The sequence below is a fragment of the Pseudomonas tolaasii NCPPB 2192 genome (genome assembly GCF_002813445.1).
Classification (GTDB): domain Bacteria; phylum Pseudomonadota; class Gammaproteobacteria; order Pseudomonadales; family Pseudomonadaceae; genus Aquipseudomonas; species Aquipseudomonas tolaasii.
The window spans coordinates 4,790,546-4,807,404 of the sequence record NZ_PHHD01000001.1; the positions used below are offsets into that span (position 1 = coordinate 4,790,546).

16 protein-coding genes are annotated in these 16,859 nt (G+C 61.4%); 4 read left to right on the forward strand and 12 right to left on the reverse strand.

Features of this window, described 5'->3' with window-relative positions:
• The first annotated feature begins 110 nt into the window (after nucleotides 1-110).
• Nucleotides 111-2,309 (forward strand): OsmC domain/YcaO domain-containing protein, encoded by a 2,199-nt coding sequence (locus ATI14_RS21965; RefSeq protein WP_016970166.1) that lies wholly within the window; start codon nucleotides 111-113, stop codon nucleotides 2,307-2,309.
• A 117-nt stretch (nucleotides 2,310-2,426) separates the two neighbouring features.
• Here ATI14_RS21965 and ATI14_RS21970 read toward each other — a convergent pair whose 3' ends face one another.
• The 9 genes from ATI14_RS21970 to ATI14_RS22010 form a co-directional block, all read right to left on the reverse strand.
• Entirely contained in the window at nucleotides 2,427-3,593 is a 1,167-nt protein-coding gene (locus ATI14_RS21970) for a cystathionine gamma-synthase (RefSeq protein ID WP_016970165.1), read from the reverse strand.
• Nucleotides 3,590-4,966: a pyridoxal-phosphate dependent enzyme gene (locus tag ATI14_RS21975; protein ID WP_016970164.1), complete on the reverse strand. Its 1,377-nt coding sequence runs from the start codon at nucleotides 4,964-4,966 to the stop codon at nucleotides 3,590-3,592. Before ATI14_RS21975 ends, ATI14_RS21970 begins: the two co-directional genes overlap by 4 nt.
• A 135-nt stretch (nucleotides 4,967-5,101) precedes the next feature.
• Nucleotides 5,102-5,965: a 4-hydroxy-tetrahydrodipicolinate synthase gene (gene dapA, locus ATI14_RS21980; protein WP_016970163.1), complete on the reverse strand. Its 864-nt coding sequence runs from the start codon at nucleotides 5,963-5,965 to the stop codon at nucleotides 5,102-5,104.
• 283 nt (nucleotides 5,966-6,248) lie between these two features.
• The gene (locus ATI14_RS21985) at nucleotides 6,249-7,223 is read right to left on the reverse strand and encodes an alpha/beta hydrolase (RefSeq protein ID WP_080520560.1); all 975 of its coding nucleotides are present in this window, start codon (nucleotides 7,221-7,223) and stop codon (nucleotides 6,249-6,251) included.
• 306 nt (nucleotides 7,224-7,529) lie between these two features.
• The gene (locus ATI14_RS21990; protein ID WP_016970161.1) at nucleotides 7,530-8,012 is read right to left on the reverse strand and encodes a VOC family protein; all 483 of its coding nucleotides are present in this window, start codon (nucleotides 8,010-8,012) and stop codon (nucleotides 7,530-7,532) included.
• Nucleotides 8,013-8,092: 80 nt separating this feature from the next.
• Nucleotides 8,093-8,554, reverse strand: a complete 462-nt coding sequence (locus tag ATI14_RS21995; protein WP_016970160.1) for a hypothetical protein — start codon at nucleotides 8,552-8,554, stop codon at nucleotides 8,093-8,095.
• A 110-nt stretch (nucleotides 8,555-8,664) separates the two neighbouring features.
• Nucleotides 8,665-9,699, reverse strand: coding sequence for a helix-turn-helix domain-containing protein (locus ATI14_RS22000; RefSeq protein ID WP_080520561.1), 1,035 nt, complete (start codon nucleotides 9,697-9,699; stop codon nucleotides 8,665-8,667).
• Nucleotides 9,700-9,714: 15 nt separating this feature from the next.
• Nucleotides 9,715-10,101, reverse strand: coding sequence for an ester cyclase (locus ATI14_RS22005; RefSeq protein ID WP_016971813.1), 387 nt, complete (start codon nucleotides 10,099-10,101; stop codon nucleotides 9,715-9,717).
• A 55-nt stretch (nucleotides 10,102-10,156) separates the two neighbouring features.
• Nucleotides 10,157-11,062, reverse strand: coding sequence for an SDR family oxidoreductase (locus ATI14_RS22010; RefSeq protein ID WP_016971812.1), 906 nt, complete (start codon nucleotides 11,060-11,062; stop codon nucleotides 10,157-10,159).
• A 99-nt stretch (nucleotides 11,063-11,161) separates the two neighbouring features.
• On the opposite strand from ATI14_RS22010, the gene ATI14_RS22015 reads away from it, so the two are divergent.
• Nucleotides 11,162-11,941 carry a helix-turn-helix transcriptional regulator gene (locus ATI14_RS22015; protein ID WP_016971811.1) on the forward strand — a complete coding sequence of 260 codons (780 nt, stop codon included), beginning with the start codon at nucleotides 11,162-11,164 and terminating at the stop codon, nucleotides 11,939-11,941.
• A gap of 8 nt (nucleotides 11,942-11,949) precedes the next feature.
• Here the strand turns inward: ATI14_RS22015 and ATI14_RS22020 are convergent, their stop codons facing one another.
• Complete coding sequence (locus tag ATI14_RS22020) at nucleotides 11,950-13,377, reverse strand: MFS transporter (protein ID WP_016971810.1); 1,428 nt, start codon at nucleotides 13,375-13,377, stop codon at nucleotides 11,950-11,952.
• 128 nt (nucleotides 13,378-13,505) lie between these two features.
• Here ATI14_RS22020 and ATI14_RS22025 point away from each other — a divergent pair, with 128 nt between their 5' ends.
• Nucleotides 13,506-14,135: a helix-turn-helix transcriptional regulator gene (locus ATI14_RS22025; RefSeq protein ID WP_016971809.1), complete on the forward strand. Its 630-nt coding sequence runs from the start codon at nucleotides 13,506-13,508 to the stop codon at nucleotides 14,133-14,135.
• A 78-nt stretch (nucleotides 14,136-14,213) separates the two neighbouring features.
• Here ATI14_RS22025 and ATI14_RS22030 read toward each other — a convergent pair whose 3' ends face one another.
• Entirely contained in the window at nucleotides 14,214-15,164 is a 951-nt protein-coding gene (locus ATI14_RS22030) for a LysR family transcriptional regulator (RefSeq protein WP_016971808.1), read from the reverse strand.
• Between the two features lie 98 nt (nucleotides 15,165-15,262).
• Here ATI14_RS22030 and ATI14_RS22035 point away from each other — a divergent pair, with 98 nt between their 5' ends.
• Nucleotides 15,263-16,501 carry an MFS transporter gene (locus ATI14_RS22035; protein WP_080520562.1) on the forward strand — a complete coding sequence of 413 codons (1,239 nt, stop codon included), beginning with the start codon at nucleotides 15,263-15,265 and terminating at the stop codon, nucleotides 16,499-16,501.
• On the opposite strand, the gene ATI14_RS22040 is transcribed toward ATI14_RS22035, so the two are convergent.
• Complete coding sequence (locus ATI14_RS22040) at nucleotides 16,467-16,859, reverse strand: hypothetical protein (protein WP_016971806.1); 393 nt, start codon at nucleotides 16,857-16,859, stop codon at nucleotides 16,467-16,469. The genes ATI14_RS22035 and ATI14_RS22040 overlap by 35 nt on opposite strands.

Consider the following 16,859-nt stretch of genomic DNA (forward strand, 5'->3'; position numbering starts at 1 on the left):
GGTAAAAGTTAACACCGATCGGCAGCCAGGTCGGAAAAGCCTGAGACTTCCCGGCGAAAATCTTCATAATGGCGGCCAATTTGTTTAGCTCGTTATTCTGGTGTGCCCGCATGGAAATTAAGGTCAACTTTCTCGACAACCTTCGACTTGAAGCCAAGTTCGACGATTTCACGGTGATCGCCGACCAGCCGATTCGCTACAAGGGCGACGGTTCGGCGCCGGGGCCGTTCGATTACTTCCTGGCTTCATCGGCGTTGTGCGCGGCGTACTTCGTAAAGCTGTACTGCGACACCCGCAATATCCCCACCGACAATATTCGCCTGTCGCAGAACAACATCGTCGACCCGGAAAACCGCTACAACCAGATCTTCAAGATCCAGGTCGAGCTGCCTGCCGATATTTCCGACAAGGACCGCCAGGGTATCCTGCGCTCCATCGACCGTTGCACCGTGAAAAAAGTGGTGCAGGCCGGCCCCGAATTCGTCATTGAAGAAGTCGAAAACCTCGACGCGGATGCCCAGGCCCTGCTGATGCCGAGTGCCGGTTCGCAGGCGGGCACCTACATTGCCGGTAAGGACCTGCCACTGGAGCAGACCATTGCCAACATGTCCGGGATCCTGGCCGGGTTGGGCATGAAAATCGAGATCGCGTCGTGGCGCAATATCGTGCCCAACGTGTGGTCGCTGCATATCCGCGACGCCCATTCGCCGATGTGTTTCACCAATGGCAAGGGCGCAACCAAGGAAGGCGCGTTGGCTTCGGCGCTCGGCGAGTTTATCGAGCGCCTCAACTGCAACTTCTTCTACAACGACCAGTTCTGGGGCGAAGAACTGGCCAACGCGCCGTTCGTGCATTACCCGGACGAGCGCTGGTTCCAGCCGGGCCCTGACGATGAGCTGCCGAGTGAAATCCTCGACGCCTATTGCCGCAAAATCTACGACCGCGAGGGCGAGCTGCGCGGGTCGCACCTGTACGACACCAACTCGGGCAATGAAGCACGCGGCATTGTTTCGCTGCCGTTTGTGCGCCAGTCGGACGGCGAGGTGGTGTATTTCCCGTCCAACCTGATCGAAAATCTTTACCTCAGCAACGGCATGAGCGCGGGCAATACCCTGGCCGAAGCCCAGGTGCAGTGCCTGTCGGAGATTTTCGAGCGTGCGGTGAAACGCGAAATCATCGAAGGCGAGTTCGCCTTGCCGGACGTACCGGCGCACGTGCTGGCCAAATACCCGAGCATTCTGGCCGGCATCCAGGGCCTTGAAGCCCAGGGTTTCCCGGTACTGGTCAAGGATGCGTCGCTGGGCGGCGAGTTCCCGGTGATGTGCGTGACCCTGATGAACCCGCGGACCGGCGGTGTGTTCGCCTCGTTTGGTGCACACCCGAGCCTGGAAGTGGCGCTGGAGCGCAGCCTCACCGAGTTGCTGCAAGGCCGCAGTTTCGAGGGCTTGAACGACCTTCCGCAGCCGACCTTCGAAGGCCAGGCGGTGACCGAGCCGAACAACTTCGTCGAGCACTTCATCGACTCCAGCGGCGTGGTGTCCTGGCGCTTCTTCAGTGCGCAGTCGGATTATGAGTTTGTGGAGTGGGATTTCTCGGGCGAGGGTGCAGACTCCAACGTTCAGGAGGCCGCGACGCTGTTCGGCATTCTTGAAGGAATGGGTAAAGAATCCTACATGGCCGTGTACGAACACCTGGGCGCCAAGGCGTGCCGCATCCTGGTGCCCGACTACTCGGAAATCTACCCGGTGGACGACCTGATCTGGGACAACACCAACAAGGCGCTGTTCTTCCGTGCCGATATCCTCAACCTGCACAGCCTCGACGACGAAGCGCTGCACGGCTTGCTTGAGCGCCTGATCGAGAGCGAACTGGACGACTACACCGACATCACCACCCTGATCGGCATCGAGTTCGACGACAACACGGCGTGGGGCCAGTTGACCATTCTGGAGTTGAAGCTGCTGATTTTCCTGGCCTTGAAGCAATATGAAGAGGCCAAGGAATGCGTGGAGATGTTCCTGCAATACAACGACAACACCGCCGACCGTGGCCTGTTTTATCAGGCGATGAATGCGGTGCTGGAGATGGAACTGGACGACGACTTGGAACTGGACGACTACGAGGCCAACTTCCGCCGTATGTTCGGCAATGAGCGGATGGACGCCGTGATCGGTTCGGTCGACGGCAGCGTACGTTTCCATGGCCTGACCCCGACCAGCATGAAGCTCGAAGGCCTGGACCGGCACTTGCGCTTGATCGACAGCTACAAAAAGCTGCACAGCGCACGGGCCAACATCACCTCAGCCTGACGCAATACCTGTGGGAGCTGGCTTGCCTGCGATGGCGGCAAGTCAGCTTGCACTTCTGTTGACTGACAGACCGCTATCGCAGGCAAGCCAGCTCCCACAGTTTGACCGGATACGGCCTTAGATGACTGCCAATGCCTGCGCCAGGTCTGCCCTCAGGTCTTCCACGTCTTCAACGCCCACCGACAACCGCACCAGCCCGTCGCCAATGCCCAATTGAGCACGGGTTGCCGCCGGAATGCTCGCGTGGGTCATGATCGCCGGGTGTTCGATCAGGCTTTCCACGCCGCCCAGGCTTTCCGCCAGGGCGAAGATCTTCACGTTTTCGAGGAAGCGTGTGGCGCCCGCCAGGTCAGTGTTCAGGTCCACCGAAATCATCCCGCCAAAGCCGCGCATCTGCTTTTTCGCCAGGGCGTGCTGTGGGTGGGATTCCAGGCCGGGGTAGTGCACGCGCGCGACTTGCGGCTGTTTTTCCAGCCAGGTCGCCAGTTCCAGCGCGTTGCTGCAATGACGCTCCATGCGCAAGGCCAGGGTTTTGACGCCGCGCAGGGTCAGGAAGGCGTCGAACGGCCCGGCAATCGCACCCACCGAGTTTTGCAGGAAGCCCAAACGCTCGGCGAGGTCCGGGTTGTCGCCGACGATAGCGATGCCGCCGATCACGTCGGAGTGGCCATTGAGGTATTTGGTGGTGGAGTGCACCACGATGTCGAAACCCAGCTCCAGCGGGCGCTGGATCCACGGGCTGGCGAAGGTGTTGTCGGCCACGCAGATGATGCCGCGGTCGCGGCACAGGCGCGCAATCGCGCCGAGGTCGGTCAGGCTCAGCAGCGGGTTGCTCGGGGTTTCGACCCAGACCATGCGCGTGTTGTCCTGCAACGAGGCTTCGAAGGCCTGCAAGTCGCTCAAATCGACATAACTGAAGCTGTGCCCGGCGCTGCGCTGGCGCACCTTGTCGAACAGGCGGAAGCTGCCGCCGTACAGGTCGTTGCCCGAAACAATGTGCGAACCGGCGTCCAGCAGTTCCAGCACCGTAGCAATAGCCGCCAACCCGGAGGCAAAGGCAAACGCCGCGCTGCCGCCTTCCAGGTCAGCCACGCAGCGCTCCAGGGCAAAACGCGTGGGGTTATGGGAGCGTCCATAATCAAAGCCCTTATGCACGCCGGGGCTGTCTTGCAGGTAGGTGGAGTTGGCGTAGATCGGCGGCATCAGCGCGCCCGTGGTCGGGTCGGGTGATTGCCCGGCGTGGATCACACGGGTGGCAAACGCGCTTTTATCGGACTGACTCATGCAAGGGATCTCCGTAGGTGGTTGAGCAGGTCGACGCGGGTGATCAGGCCATGGAAGCCCGAGGCGTCGGCAATGATGGCGACCAGGCCGCGATCCAGTTCCGCCTGCAGTTCGGCCAGGCTGGCGCCGGGGGCCAGGGTTTTAAGGGTTTTGGTCATGGCGCCGGCCACGGTCATGGAAAAGTGCGTGGCATCTTGATGCAGGCCCAGCAGGATGTCGGATTCGTCGATCACTCCGACCAGATCCTTGCCGTCCACCAGCACCGGCAATTGCGAAACGTCCGCCAGGCGCATGCGCTGGAAAGCGGTGAGCAGCGTGTCGTCAGGGCTTACGCTGATCACGCGGCCGTCTTCGAAGCGGCGCGCGATGAGGTCGCGCAGGTCGCCGTAGTGTTTGTATTGCAGCAGGCCGGCGTCGTTCATCCACTGGTCGTTGTAAACCTTGGACAGGTAGCGCGTGCCGGTGTCGCACACAAACGTGACCACGCGTTTGGGCTCGGTCTGTTCGCGGCAATAACGCAAGGCGGCGGCGAGCAGGGTGCCGGTGGAGGAACCGCCGAGAATGCCCTCGGCTTTCAGCAACTGACGGGCGTGGTCGAAGCTTTCCTCATCGCTGATGGAATAGGCGTGGCGCACGCTGGAGAGGTCGGCAATGGACGGGATGAAATCCTCGCCGATGCCCTCCACGGCCCAGGAGCCGGGCGTTTCCAGCTTGCCACTGCGGCTGTATTCAGCCATGACCGAACCGACTGGATCGGCCAGCACCATGTCCAGCTCAGGCTGCACACGTTTGAAAAAGCGGGTCAGGCCTGTCAGCGTGCCAGCCGAGCCGACGCCCACCACAATCGCGTCCACATCATGCTGGGTTTGCGCCCAGATTTCCGGTGCGGTACTGGTTTCATGGGCCAGGGGGTTGGCCGGGTTGTTGAACTGGTCGGCGAAGAACGAGCCGGGAATGTCTTTGGCCAGGCGCGCGGCCACGTCCTGGTAATACTCGGGGTGGCCTTTGCCTACATCGGAGCGCGTGATGTGCACTTCAGCACCCATGGCCTTGAGGTGCAGTACCTTTTCCGTGGACATCTTGTCGGGCACCACCAGCACCACCCGGTAACCCTTGGCCCGGCCCACCAGCGCCAGGCCCAGGCCGGTATTACCGGCGGTGGCTTCGATAATGGTGCCGCCGGGGCTCAGGCGACCGTCGCGTTCGGCGGCGTCGATCATCGCCAGGCCAATGCGGTCCTTGATGGAACCACCGGGGTTTTGCGATTCAAGTTTGAGAAACAGCGTGCATGGGCCGGTATCAAAACGGCTGACCCGAACCAGCGGCGTATTGCCGATCAGCTCGAGGACGGCGGGGCGGGAAAGCGTGGGCATGTCGTCACCTGATTACGGGATGGGCGTAGTGCGGGGGGACAGCAAAAATGCAAAGCATGGCTTGGAACATAGGCCGGGATCGCGCCGGTCGCAACCGGGCGGTCCGTTGGATGTCTTTTTTTGGAGCATGGGTGCTTATGCGCGCTGGCCCAGCAGCGTGTGCAAATGCGCGGTGACCCGGGCGCCGGCAGCCTGCATCGGCGCGCGAAGTTCGCTGCCGATCAAGCCGTCCAACGCCAGTGCGGCTTTCACCGGCGCCGGGTTGGGCTCCATGAACATGGCATGAATCAGCGGCAGCAGTTGAAAAAACGTGGCCCTGGCGTCGGCCAACTGGTTGTCCCTGACTTGCTGGTACAGCGCCACAAACTGTTCGGTGTGCACGTGTGCCGACGCAGCAATGGCACCCGTGGCGCCCAGGCACAGCGCGTTGAAGATCTGAATGTCTTCGCCACACAGCACGTCCACCTGGCCGCTGGCGATCAGCGCCAGGGTCGTGGCGAGGTTGCCGCCGCAGTCCTTGATCGCCTGGATTCGCTCATGGGCGACAATATTCAGCAACGTGGTCTGTTCGAACGTCACGCCAGTGCGGTAGGGAATGTCATACAGAATGATCGGCACGCTGGACGCGTCGGCCACGCTGCAAAAGAACGCTTCAAGCCCGGCCTGGGAGGGGCGGATGTAACTCGGTGCCGGTACCAGGAGACCCGCTACCGGGCGCTTGAGGATTTCACGCTGGAACTGCAGCAGCTCAATCTGGTTGTTGCCCGACAGCCCCATCACCACGCGGTGTGCAGGCACCAATTGCAGCACGGCATCGAGTACGGCGAGCTGTTCGTGACGGCTCAATGCGGCGGCTTCGCCGGTGGTGGTGCAGACCATGATCCCGGCCACGTGCTTTTCCAGCAGGTGGCTGACCAGTCGGCGCAGGCCGATAAAGTCGATGGCACCGTCGTGAAACGGTGTGACCACGGGAACCCAGATACCTTGAAACGCGGACATGCACTTTCTCCTGATGGTTGACCGATTGAGTCACCGTCAGAAGGGCAGAGGGAATTGTGCAAGGGAGAGGGGGCCTTCGCGCTCAATGTCCTGTCAGCTCATCTGACGGGACAGCGCGCCCCGGTCACATGAGCGACTGTTTCTTCGATTTGAGGGCGTGCGCTGCGCAGCCTTGCGCCTTGGCAATCAAGCCAAAGACGGAAAGTTGAGCGAGCGACGTGGAAGACATGAGTTGTCACACCCTGAAGAAGGGCTCCATCTTCAGGGGATGTGACTTAATGTGTCAACCCCGTTTCAGGTGCTCGCGTACAAAGTCCGCCACTTCGGCGAGCAGCTCGGCGTCTTCCGGTGCGCCCATGAAGCCGCCGTGGGGCATGGCTTCGAATACATGCAATTGCGCCGGCACTTTTGCCTGGCGCAAGGCGCGGTGCATGCGCACGGTGTTGGAGAGAAACAGATCCCGCGTGCCGCTTTGCAGGAAGGTCGGCGGGAAGCCCGCCAGATCGCCGAACAATGGCGACAGGTAGGGATGGGACAAGTCCGCGCCCGCCGCATACAGCAAGTTGACGCTCATCAAAGGGTTGGGCAGCACCACATCAACGGTGCGATTGACGTGGAAGCTGTCGCCTGATTCGGTGAGGTCAATTTCCGGCGACAACAGCACCAGCGCTGCCGGCAGCGGCAAGCCTTCGTCGCGGGCGCGCAGGAGCATTGCGGCGGCCAGGTTGCCGCCTGCCGAACGCCCGCCGATGGCTATTTTTTGCGGAGCGTGATGTTTGAGTAGATGGCGGTAGACGGCCAGGCAGTCATCCAGGGCGGCGGGGTAAGGGTGGTCGGGTGGCATGCGGTAATCCACGCCGTAGGTAATTGCGTCGTGCAGGTCGGCCTGTTTGCCGGCGGCAATCCGGCAGTTTTCGCCGCCGCCAAACACCAGCGCGCCGCCGTGCAGGTCGATGTAGGCAAAGTCCGAGCCTTCCGGCGGCGTGGCCACGTGCACGGTGGCGCCCTCCACATTGAGGGTCTGCAGGCTGGCGCGCAGCAGGGCCGCTTGCCCGGCGTTGGCCTGGGCATAATTTTGGTCGACAGCCGCTTGCAGGCGACGCCAGCCGTCGTGGTCCTCGCTGGCGGGCATGGCGTGCACTGCGTTGTAAGGCACGCCCTCGATGTTGACCAGGCGGTTCAACGTGGCCTGGGCCTCGGGGCTGATCGAGTGCGGGGCCGGGACAGTGCGCGGTTCAAGTTTGACGCCTTGGTTCATGGGCTGACAGCTCGCGTTCAAAAACTCGGGGCGGCAAGGATGACAGAACACGGGATTGTGTGGGAGCCGGGGGAGCATTCATGAGGCTGCGATGGTGGTGAGGCAGGCGGCATGTTTGTTGGCAGTACCGGCGCTATCGCAGGCAAGCCAGCTCCCACATTTGACCGCATTTCAATGGATGGACGCGGTGCCCTCTGGGAGCTGTCGAGCTTTAGCGAGGCTGCGAAGGCGGTGGGGCAGGCGGCATTTTTGTTGGCCGTGCCGGCGTCTTCGCAGGCAAGCCGGCTGCCCGCGTCAATCCAGCGTTCAGCGCCCGGCCACGGCGGCTTCGATGGCGGCGATGTCGATTTTGCCCATGGTCATCATGGCGTCGAATGCACGCTTGGCAATCGCCGGGTCGGGGTGGGTCACGGCGTCGGTCAATACCCGCGGACTGATCTGCCAGGACAGCCCCCAGCGGTCCTTGCACCAGCCGCAGACACTGGCCTGGCCGCCGTTGTCGATGATCGCGTTCCAGTAGCGGTCGGTTTCGGCCTGATCGTCGGTTGCCACCTGAAAGGAAAATGCCTCGGAGTGTGTGAACGCGGGGCCGCCGTTCAGTCCCACACAGGGAATACCCAGCACGGTAAATTCAACCGTCAGCACGTCGCCCTGCTTGCCGGCAGGAAAGTCGCCCGGCGCATGGTGAACGGCCTTTACGGCGCTGTCGGGAAAGGTCTCGGCGTAGAAGTTGGCGGCGTCCAGGGCGGTGCCGTTGTACCAGAGGCACAGGGTGTTTTTGCTGGTCATCTCGGGTCTCCACGGGGTTGGGGTACGTGAAGTCTAGATGAGTGCCGGAGTAAGCCCGGCGCAGCTGCCGGGCGGTGCCTTTACAGGATGGTGTAATCCCTGACCACGCCATTGTTGAGGTGGATATTCAAGTGCCGGTTCTGTTGTTGCGGCGCAATGTTGTCGATGGCGGTGCGCCGGGTATCGATCGCGTTATCGTAGGTGTTGCCGGGAATACGGTTGGACACCAAACCCAACAGGTGGCGCATGGAGGCGTTCTGCGTGGTGGAGGGCGTATAGCTCCAGGTTTCGATGCCGTCGGACGAAATCGTCTGGTCCTGCGGCTCGCCGTACATTGCCTTGAGCTGTTGCGACGTGGTCTTGCCGGAAATGATGTGGGTGCGCACATAGGTGGTGTCGAACAGCGAAATGTCCGGCCCGGGCTTACCTTGAATGCCCGGCAATGACAGGTTGTTCAAACTGCTCAGGCCGTTGACGCCATTGGCGCAACCGGTGAGTAAAAGGGCGGTGGCGAGGGTTGCGGTCAGGGTACGACGGGCCATGATTTTCTCCGTTTAGTCAGGGCTCAAAAACTGACATCCATCATAAAACGGCGAAAAAAACGCAGAAAAAATCTTCCTGCCCCAGCGTCTCAATTCCTTGCCCGGGTGTCTCACACCGGTTTCATTTGCCCCAAAATATTACGCAACGAAAAGCCGGTATGCCGACTCACACGCCCCGGCAAGTGGGTGGTGCTCACCTCGCGAGCCTCCCGTGGCGAGTAGCCAAACGCCTGCTTGAACGTGCGACTGAAGTGCGCATCGCTCTTGAACCCGAACTGAAACGCCAGCCCCGACACGCGATGCCGCGCGCCCTGGTCACTCTGGATGATGATTCGTGCGCGGTTCAATCGCCGCTGCTGGATATACGCCGACACGCCCGCCTCGTGGCTGAACAGTCGATAGAGCTGCGCCCGTGAAATGCCCAGGTGTTTGCACAGGAACACCGGCGATAACTCCGGGTTGCGCACATGCTGCTCGATCAACTGTCGCGCGCGGTTGAACAGCGTGTGGTCGATCTCCGGCGCGGCGCTTTGCAGGTTGGCCACCGACGGCGCCAGGGCCGCCGACACCATTGCCAGCGTCGCCTGTTGGGCGTGGGGGATTTCGTCCGGGGTCAGCTTCGGCAACCGATGTTGCAATGCGCGCATATGGTCGGCCAGCAACTCGCTCAAGCCACCTTGCAGCACATGACCATGCACGTCTTTGTAGCTCAGGCTGGGCGCCAGCAGATCACGGGGAATGGTCAGGATCACGGTGTCGCCGGCGGTGATCAGGCAATCGAGTTCACGGGCGAGATCGAGGATGTAAATCTGCGAATTGCCGGCGGCAAGCGCCCTGCGGCCTGCCGAGCCATTGATGCTGTGGGAGAGGCCGAGGCACAGGTAATAGTGGTCCAGGCTGTCGCGGCGAATCATCTGGGTGGAACGCTTGACCCGATAGGGCACTGGCTCGCCTGCACCGTCCCAGGCGCCGCTGCCCATCAACAGCGAACCCAGGTAGCCGGTGGCCAAACGGTAATTGAACGCCGATGATTCCGGCTCGCTGATGGTGATGTCGAAGATCGCGTTCACTTCCTCGCGCCACACTTCGAAGCGTTGGCGGGGCGGGTAGGGTTGGGTGGTAAACGTGAAAAGCGGATTCTCCACAAGCGGCTCCCTGCGCTAAAGCTGTTGTTCGATCGCCGCCTTGTCGATCACTGACCAGACGTGGGCGAATTTTCCGTCGACGAGTTCGTAGAATACGTTTTCATCAAAGGTAACGGTCTTGCCGTTGATCGGCAGGCCGAAAAACTCACCGCGCGGGCTGACCCGGAAATTCAAACGGCTGGCCACGGTGGGCGGGTCGGCAACCAGCAACTGGATGCGAAACACCAGGTCGGGGATTTCACGGAAGTCGCGTTCGAGCATGGCCCGATAACCCGCGAGCCCGACGGATTCGGCGTTGTAGGTCACGTCAGGGTGGACGTAGAGGCCGAGGTTATCCCAGGCCTGCCGGTTCAGGCAGTCGATATAGCCTCGGTAGAAATCGGCGAGTTCGTGCGGGGTCATCAACGTTCTCCTGGATTCGGGCGCCCTGGGCGCCCGGTGGCGGAGCGTTGTTATATCACCCCTGTGGCCCCCCGCTCGAGTAATCCATCGTGCGCAAGTCATCCAGCAAACTCGGCCCGTTGGGTTGCCAGTTCAACTGATGGCGCGTCCATTCGCTGCTGGCGCGCATGTCCACACCGGCAAACAGGGCAAACCAGCCGAAGTGGGCCGCCGATTCTTCGGGCTTGATCGAGGCTGTGGAAATGCCAAGGCCTTGAGCCACCACCTCGGCAATGCGGCGTGAACTGACGCCTTCCTCCGCAACGGCGTGATAGCGCGCGCCGCGCTCACCGTGCTCCAGCACCCTCACATACAACTGCGCGACATCCTTGATATGGGCCGCCGAGAAGCAATTCGCACCCTCGTTGAGGTAAGCCGCCACGCCTTTTTCCCGGGCCAGTGCAATCAAATAGGTGATCAGCCCCTGGCGTACGGTGTCGTGAACCTGGGGCAGGCGCACTACGCGCACATCGATGCCGGCCTCCAGCTGGCGATTACCTTCCAGTTCCGAGGCCACACGGGGGTTGGGGTGCGCTGGATTGAAGATCGCTTCCCGCGCCAGGTCATCACCGCCGTGGTGGCCCATGCCGGTCCCGGAGGTGATGATCAAAGGGCGCGGGCTGCCTTGCAGGACCGCGCCCATGGCACTGATCACCCGGCGATCCTTTTCGCAGTTGGCGACGAAATGGTTGAAATCATGATCGAAGGCGGTGTGAATCACGCCATCGCACCGTTCGAGAGCGTTCACCCAGCCTTGCGGGTGTTCCAGGGTCCCGCGTTGGGCGGTTGCACCTTTGGCCTCCAATGCCTGGGCGCTGGCGTCTGAACGGACCAGGCCTGTAACCTGATGCCCGTTGGCAAGCAGGTCCGCCACCACGCGTGAACCAATAAAGCCGTTTGCTCCGGTAACAAAGATACGCATGTCAGCACTCCTGCAGTAAATTCAGAAGGCAGCATCAGGTCGGGCGCACTGCTATAAAAGTAGTGGCTTTATCAGGGTATAGATTCCAACAGGCTAGCGATGACCACTCTTTCCGATAACCCTTTGGGTGATTTCCTGCGGGCATGCCGCTTGCGGCTCGACCCTGTTTCTTTCGGTTTCGTGACCGGGCGCCGTCGAACGGCCGGGTTGCGCCGTGAGGAAGTCGCCCAACTCGCCCACATCAGCCCTACCTGGTACACCTGGCTTGAACAGGGACGTGGCGGGGCGCCGTCGCGGGAGGTGCTGAACCGCATTACCACAGGGCTGCGCCTGACGGCGCCGGAGCGCGAACACTTATGGATACTCGCGTTCGGTCATCCGCCGGACACACGTGTAACCGGCGGCGATGAAGTCACCCCGCGCCTGCAGCGGGTGCTGGACAGTATCGCGACGCCGGCCATTGTGCGCACGGCGGCCTGGGACGTTGTCGCCTGGAACCGCCCGGCCACCCTGGTACTCACGGATTACGCGCAACTGCCGCCCGAGCGGCGCAACATTCTGCGGCTGTTGTTTACCGACCCTGGCGTACGTGACGTGCAGGCCGACTGGCACGCCGTGGCCCGCCTGGTGGTGAATGCCTTTCGCGCAGACGCCGCGCGCCTTGGGCCATCGCAAGAGATTGACGCACTGGTGCAAGAGCTTTCCGGCGTCAGCCCCGACTTCGATACCTTCTGGCGCAGCAATGACGTGGCCGGGTACGCAGGCGGGCTCAAGCGCTTGAACCATCCTCAGCTGGGGCCGATCACCCTTGAGTTTTCCCATTTTCTGGTCGAAGGGCGGCCGGATTTGATGATGATGGTGTTCAACCAGACGGCGTAACACCGCGCTTAAGGGGTGGTCAATTCAGCGGCGCTGGTCGTCGCACGTGTTGCGCGCAACGCCATCATCCACGCCAGCAGCGGCGCCAGGGTAAACAGCGCAAACAGCCAGAGTGCCGCGTGGCTGGCGCCTTGGTTGCCGGTTGCGTCATTGATGCCCGCCATGTTGGAGATCACGCCCGCCAGCGCAGCGCCCAGGGCCATGGCGAAGAGTTGCACGGTGGTGATCGAGGAGGCGGCCGTATCCTTGTCCTGCGCCGAGGCCACTTGCAGGATGCGCGTCAGCAGGTGCGGCCAGCCCAGGCCAATGCCGAAACCGACCATGAACAGCCCGAGGCAAATGGGCGCCAGGCGTTGCCATTCTCCAAGGCTGACCGACGGTGTGGTGACCGCCAACAGCACCAGGCCCGCCACGATAAACAGCGGCCCGGCGAGGATGGCATGATGGGCGCGCCGCCCGGTCCAGCCGGAGCTGAGAATTTCCGACACCGTCCAGCCGGCAGCCATCAGCGCCGCCATGTAACCGGCAATCAAAGGGGATTGACCGTGCAGGTGCTGCAGGAAATACGGCATGAAAATCTCGCTGCTCATGCCGATCACCAGCAGGCAAGTGGTGGCGTACAACGCGCAGAGCGGGGTGCTGAACTTCAAGGCATCCCGAGGCAGCAGGCGCACCGTGGCCCTGGACTCCTTGCGAATCAGCAATGCCACCAGCACTGCGCAGGCCGCGATGCCCAGCACATTCCAGCCCGGCAGCGTCGACACACTGCCTGCACACACCGCCAGCACCGCTGCGGCCAGCAACACCAATTGCATCACCGGAAGCCGCGTATTTGCGGCGGTCGTGCTGTCCCGTGGCGGCAGTGCCCGGCTGGTGAGGGCGATGTAGGCCAGGCTTACCGGCACCATCGAGCCGAAGGCGAAGCGCCAGGCGTCCATTTCGGCGAACACGCCACCGACGGCCGGGCCGACCAGCGTCGCCACGCCCCACATGCCCGACACCAACGCCATGGCCCGCGGCCACAGGCGTTCTTCAAACACCAATTGAATCATCGAGTAGCACAACGCGAGCAACATGCCGCCACCCAGGCCCTGGATGGACCGCCCCACCAGCATCACCGGCATGCTCGGCGCCACGGCGCAGATCAACACACCGACCATGAATATCAGCGTCGCGACGGCATACGCCTGGCGTGGGCTGGTGCGTTGCAACAACCGTGAGGTCAGCGCGGAACCGAGGATCGAAGCCACCACGTACAGCGTGGTACTCCACGCATACAGGGCCAGCCCGCCGATTTCCGCGACGACCGACGGCAGGATGGTCGTGGCGATATAGGTGTTGGTGGCATACAAAGCAATGCCGCCTGAGAGGGCCAGCGACCGGGCGCCGTTCTTGCCACGGAGCAATTCGCTCCAACTGCTGTCTTGGGTGTGCATCAACGCTTCCTTGTAATGCTTGCGCCCTGTGGCGCACGGCGAATTGCATGAAAATCAGGCTTGAGTTAATTTGCCAAGTAGTTGCTTTGAATATTGCGGCGGGGCGTTTTATTTTGTCAAGAAATGACTTGGAATATCCGGCATCTTCTGCGGCGGACCGTGTATTGCATCTGCTCAAGACGCGCGGACCACAACTGGCCAGCGACATGGGCGCGTTCCTCGGCACCAGCGGCGAAGCGGCGCGCCAGCAGTTGGTGAAACTGGCCGCCAGTGGTCTGGTAAATGCCAGTTCCGAGGTGCGCGGAGTGGGGCGCCCGACTCAGGTGTGGCAGCTCACGGCGGCGGGCCACGCGCGTTTTCCGGACACCCATTCGGAATTGACGATGCAGCTGTTGCAGACCGTGCGCGACACCTTTGGCGAGGAAGCCATCGACCGCCTGATCGACGTGCGTGAACGTCAGACCCAGGCGTTGTACGAGCGCGAAATGGGCGGCATTCCTGATTTGAAAGGGCGAGTAGAACGCCTGGCCGCGCTGCGCAGCCGTGAAGGCTACATGGCCGAATGGAGCGAGCAGCCGGACGGCGCCTTGATCCTGGTGGAAAACCACTGCCCGATCTGCGCAGCCGCCACGGCGTGCCAGGGGTTCTGCCGCGCCGAGTTGCAGGTGTTCGAGCAGGTGCTGCGGGCGAAGGTCGAGCGGGTGGAGCATATACAGCTGGGGGCGCGGCGGTGTGCGTATCGGGTTGTTCAGGGGTGAACGCTGTGCGGGTGGTTATCGACCCGGGGAGCACACTTTGGCAGCCAGTCAGATTGATCCGCCGGGGTAAGACGTGCGTTACGTCCGCCTGGCATCAGGCACTTGAAGATCCAGCAACAGCTCGTCGCTGGCGCGATCGAAGTGCTCGATAAGGAAGTCCAGCAGTACACGCACCCGCGGAACCCGGTAGCGACTGCCATGTAATACCGCGTACACGCCGGCCTCTCGAACACAAAAGTCAGGCAACAGGACTTTCAGGCGTCCGGCACGGATATCGGCTGCCGCATCCCAAATGGTCTTGCGCGCAATGCCATGCCCGGCCAATGCCCATGCGCGCGCGAGTGCGCCATCATTGGTTTCCCATGCCTGGCTCATGGGCACGGTGTGGTTCCATTCCTGACCGTCCACCACAAAGTGAAAGGTGTTCAATGGCCCTGCACCAGTCACCAGCACGATGAACCTGTGGTGAACCAGGTCAGCAGGGGTCCGGGGTTCACCGTATCGCGCCAGATAGTCAGGCGAAGCGCACAGTACTCGCCAGTTAGGGGCCAACTGCCTGGCGATCATCGAGCTTTCATGTGGCTGCCCAAACCGGATTGCCAGATCGACATCGTCCTGCACCAGGTTGGACACCGAATCCGACAACGTCAGCGCGATTGACAGTTCCGGATGCAATGCACTGAATGCTTCAAGCCAGTCATTCAACTGGTTGCGACCAAAATCGGCAGACGCGGATATCCGCACCTTGCCACGCACCCCTGTTTGACTGGCTTGAAGCCCTGCTTCCGCCTCATCGATCGCTCGCAATGCGACCCAGCACTGTTGCAAATAAAACCGGCCTTCTTCCGTGAGGCGCAACTGGCGCGTGGTGCGATCAAACAATTTGGTGCGCAGCGCCGCCTCAAGCTTGATAAGGCGCGCGCTGGCAGCGGCTGGCGACAGCGCGAGTTTTCGTCCTGCGGCAGACAAGCTGCCGAGTGCTGCCGCCTCGACGAACAACCGCATATCACCCAATCGATCAGTGGCCATATTCAATTCAAATTTGATAGTTCATCAAATGGTAGGCCAATTATCAAAACGGCGGCAACTCATCACACTCCTGTCTCCCATTCCTTTGAGCACAGGTCATGACCGGAAAATCGCACGCTGACAATGGCGCTATCAGAATATCGGGCAATACCGAACACTTCAGTGCCGGACGTCTCCCCCTGGCGGCTCTGTTGGCGCTGACAATGGGTAGCTTCATCGCCACCGCCAACGAAACGCTGCCAGCAGGACTTTTACCGCAAATCGCCGAGACGTTGGGTGTGTCGCAAGCGTGGGCCGGCCAGATGGTGACACTCTGTGCCCTGGGCTCAGGGTTGGCGGCCATTCCATTGACGATTGCGTTGCAGTCGTGGCAACGGCGCTTGGTGTTGTTACTGGCTGTCGGAGTGTTTTGCACCGGTAATGCAGTGACAGCCCTCTCACCCTGGTTTGCATTGACGCTGGCTACTCGCTTCATGGTGGGGATTGCAACCGGTCTGGCCTGGAGCCTGTTGGCCGGTTACGCCAGACGGATGGTCACTCCACCATTGCAAGGTCGCGCGATGGCGGTGGCGATGCTCGGTATTCCTTTGGCCCTTGCTATGGGCGTGCCGCTGGGTGCCTGGCTTGGCAAGCTACTGGGGTGGCGTTGCGTGTTCGCAGCTCTCTCGGGGCTCAGCCTGTTGCTGATGGTCTGGGTATACCTGCAAGTGCCAGATTATCCCGGCCAAGACCTGGACCGACGCCTGCCGCTACGCAAGGTCTGGCAAGCCCCGGGTGTACGGCCCGTACTGGCGGTGGTCATGCTCTGGATCCTGGCCCATTACACCCTCTATACCTACATTGCTGCGTTCCTGGCTTCTGTTGGCTTGGCCGACCAGGTTGATCGGGGCCTCCTTTCATTCGGAATTGCGGCCTTGGTCGGTCTATGGATGATCGGCACGCTGATTGATGGCAGGCTTAGAGGTCTGGTGTTGCTCAGTCTGACGGCATTCACCCTGGTTGCGTTTGCCCTTGGGCTGAGTGACCTGCCCGTCGGTGCGATCTATCTCAGCATCGTGGTGTGGGGGATGAGCTTCGGCGGTGCGCCAACCTTATTGCAAACCGCCTTGGCTGATGCTGCCGGTGACGGCGCCGATATTGCGCAATCAATGCTGGTCACCGTCTTTAACCTGGCGTTTGCAGGCAGTGGAGTCATCGGCGGCGTTCTCCTGGAAACCTGGGGGGCGAGCGCCATTCCCTGGGTCGTGTTGGCGTTGCTGCTGCCGGCGTTGTGGGTTGTCTCGATGACCAAGCGGCACGCTTTCAGGCGCTCCTGTACCGCTCGTTCCACCCGATAACCAGCTCGGCGTGTTGTTCATGAGTGACCCACGCGATATTCGTTTGATCTGTCGGGTCGCCACCAAAGACCAACGGCTTCAGATACCACTTGATCTTTCCGGTGAAGCGCTCGTCAAGCTCCAGCGAAATCTGTTGAGGAAGCGAAAACGGCACGGCGTGCGCTGCAGCAAGTGGCAGCGTTGGCACAGTGAAAACCAGGCCCGAAGGGTTAATGACGATGAAGTCGTCCCAGCCTCTTAGCCCAATCAGCGTATAGCCCGGCAGGTACTGATCAAATCTGTAGGCATTCATCGCCGCGAAGCTTTCATCCTGGGTGAAGAGGACAAGGTAGTCGTCGTTTTGCCAACCTTCGTTCAT

Excerpts from the sequence above, each read along its gene's own strand:
- ATI14_RS22035 (WP_080520562.1), top strand. The coding sequence starts at position 15,263 with ATGACCGGAAAATCGCACGCTGACAATGGCGCTATCAGAATATCGGGC.
- ATI14_RS22005 (WP_016971813.1), bottom strand. The coding sequence starts at position 10,101 with ATGACCCCGCACGAACTCGCCGATTTCTACCGAGGCTATATCGACTGC.
- ATI14_RS21985 (WP_080520560.1), bottom strand. The coding sequence starts at position 7,223 with ATGAACCAAGGCGTCAAACTTGAACCGCGCACTGTCCCGGCCCCGCAC.
- ATI14_RS22020 (WP_016971810.1), bottom strand. The coding sequence starts at position 13,377 with ATGCACACCCAAGACAGCAGTTGGAGCGAATTGCTCCGTGGCAAGAAC.
- ATI14_RS22015 (WP_016971811.1), top strand. The coding sequence starts at position 11,162 with ATGACCACTCTTTCCGATAACCCTTTGGGTGATTTCCTGCGGGCATGC.
- ATI14_RS22010 (WP_016971812.1), bottom strand. The coding sequence starts at position 11,062 with ATGCGTATCTTTGTTACCGGAGCAAACGGCTTTATTGGTTCACGCGTG.
- dapA (WP_016970163.1), bottom strand. The coding sequence starts at position 5,965 with ATGTCCGCGTTTCAAGGTATCTGGGTTCCCGTGGTCACACCGTTTCAC.
- ATI14_RS21970 (WP_016970165.1), bottom strand. The coding sequence starts at position 3,593 with ATGAGTCAGTCCGATAAAAGCGCGTTTGCCACCCGTGTGATCCACGCC.
- ATI14_RS22040 (WP_016971806.1), bottom strand. The coding sequence starts at position 16,859 with ATGAACGAAGGTTGGCAAAACGACGACTACCTTGTCCTCTTCACCCAG.
- ATI14_RS21990 (WP_016970161.1), bottom strand. The coding sequence starts at position 8,012 with ATGACCAGCAAAAACACCCTGTGCCTCTGGTACAACGGCACCGCCCTG.
- ATI14_RS22030 (WP_016971808.1), bottom strand. The coding sequence starts at position 15,164 with ATGGCCACTGATCGATTGGGTGATATGCGGTTGTTCGTCGAGGCGGCA.
- ATI14_RS21995 (WP_016970160.1), bottom strand. The coding sequence starts at position 8,554 with ATGGCCCGTCGTACCCTGACCGCAACCCTCGCCACCGCCCTTTTACTC.
- ATI14_RS21965 (WP_016970166.1), top strand. The coding sequence starts at position 111 with ATGGAAATTAAGGTCAACTTTCTCGACAACCTTCGACTTGAAGCCAAG.
- ATI14_RS21975 (WP_016970164.1), bottom strand. The coding sequence starts at position 4,966 with ATGCCCACGCTTTCCCGCCCCGCCGTCCTCGAGCTGATCGGCAATACG.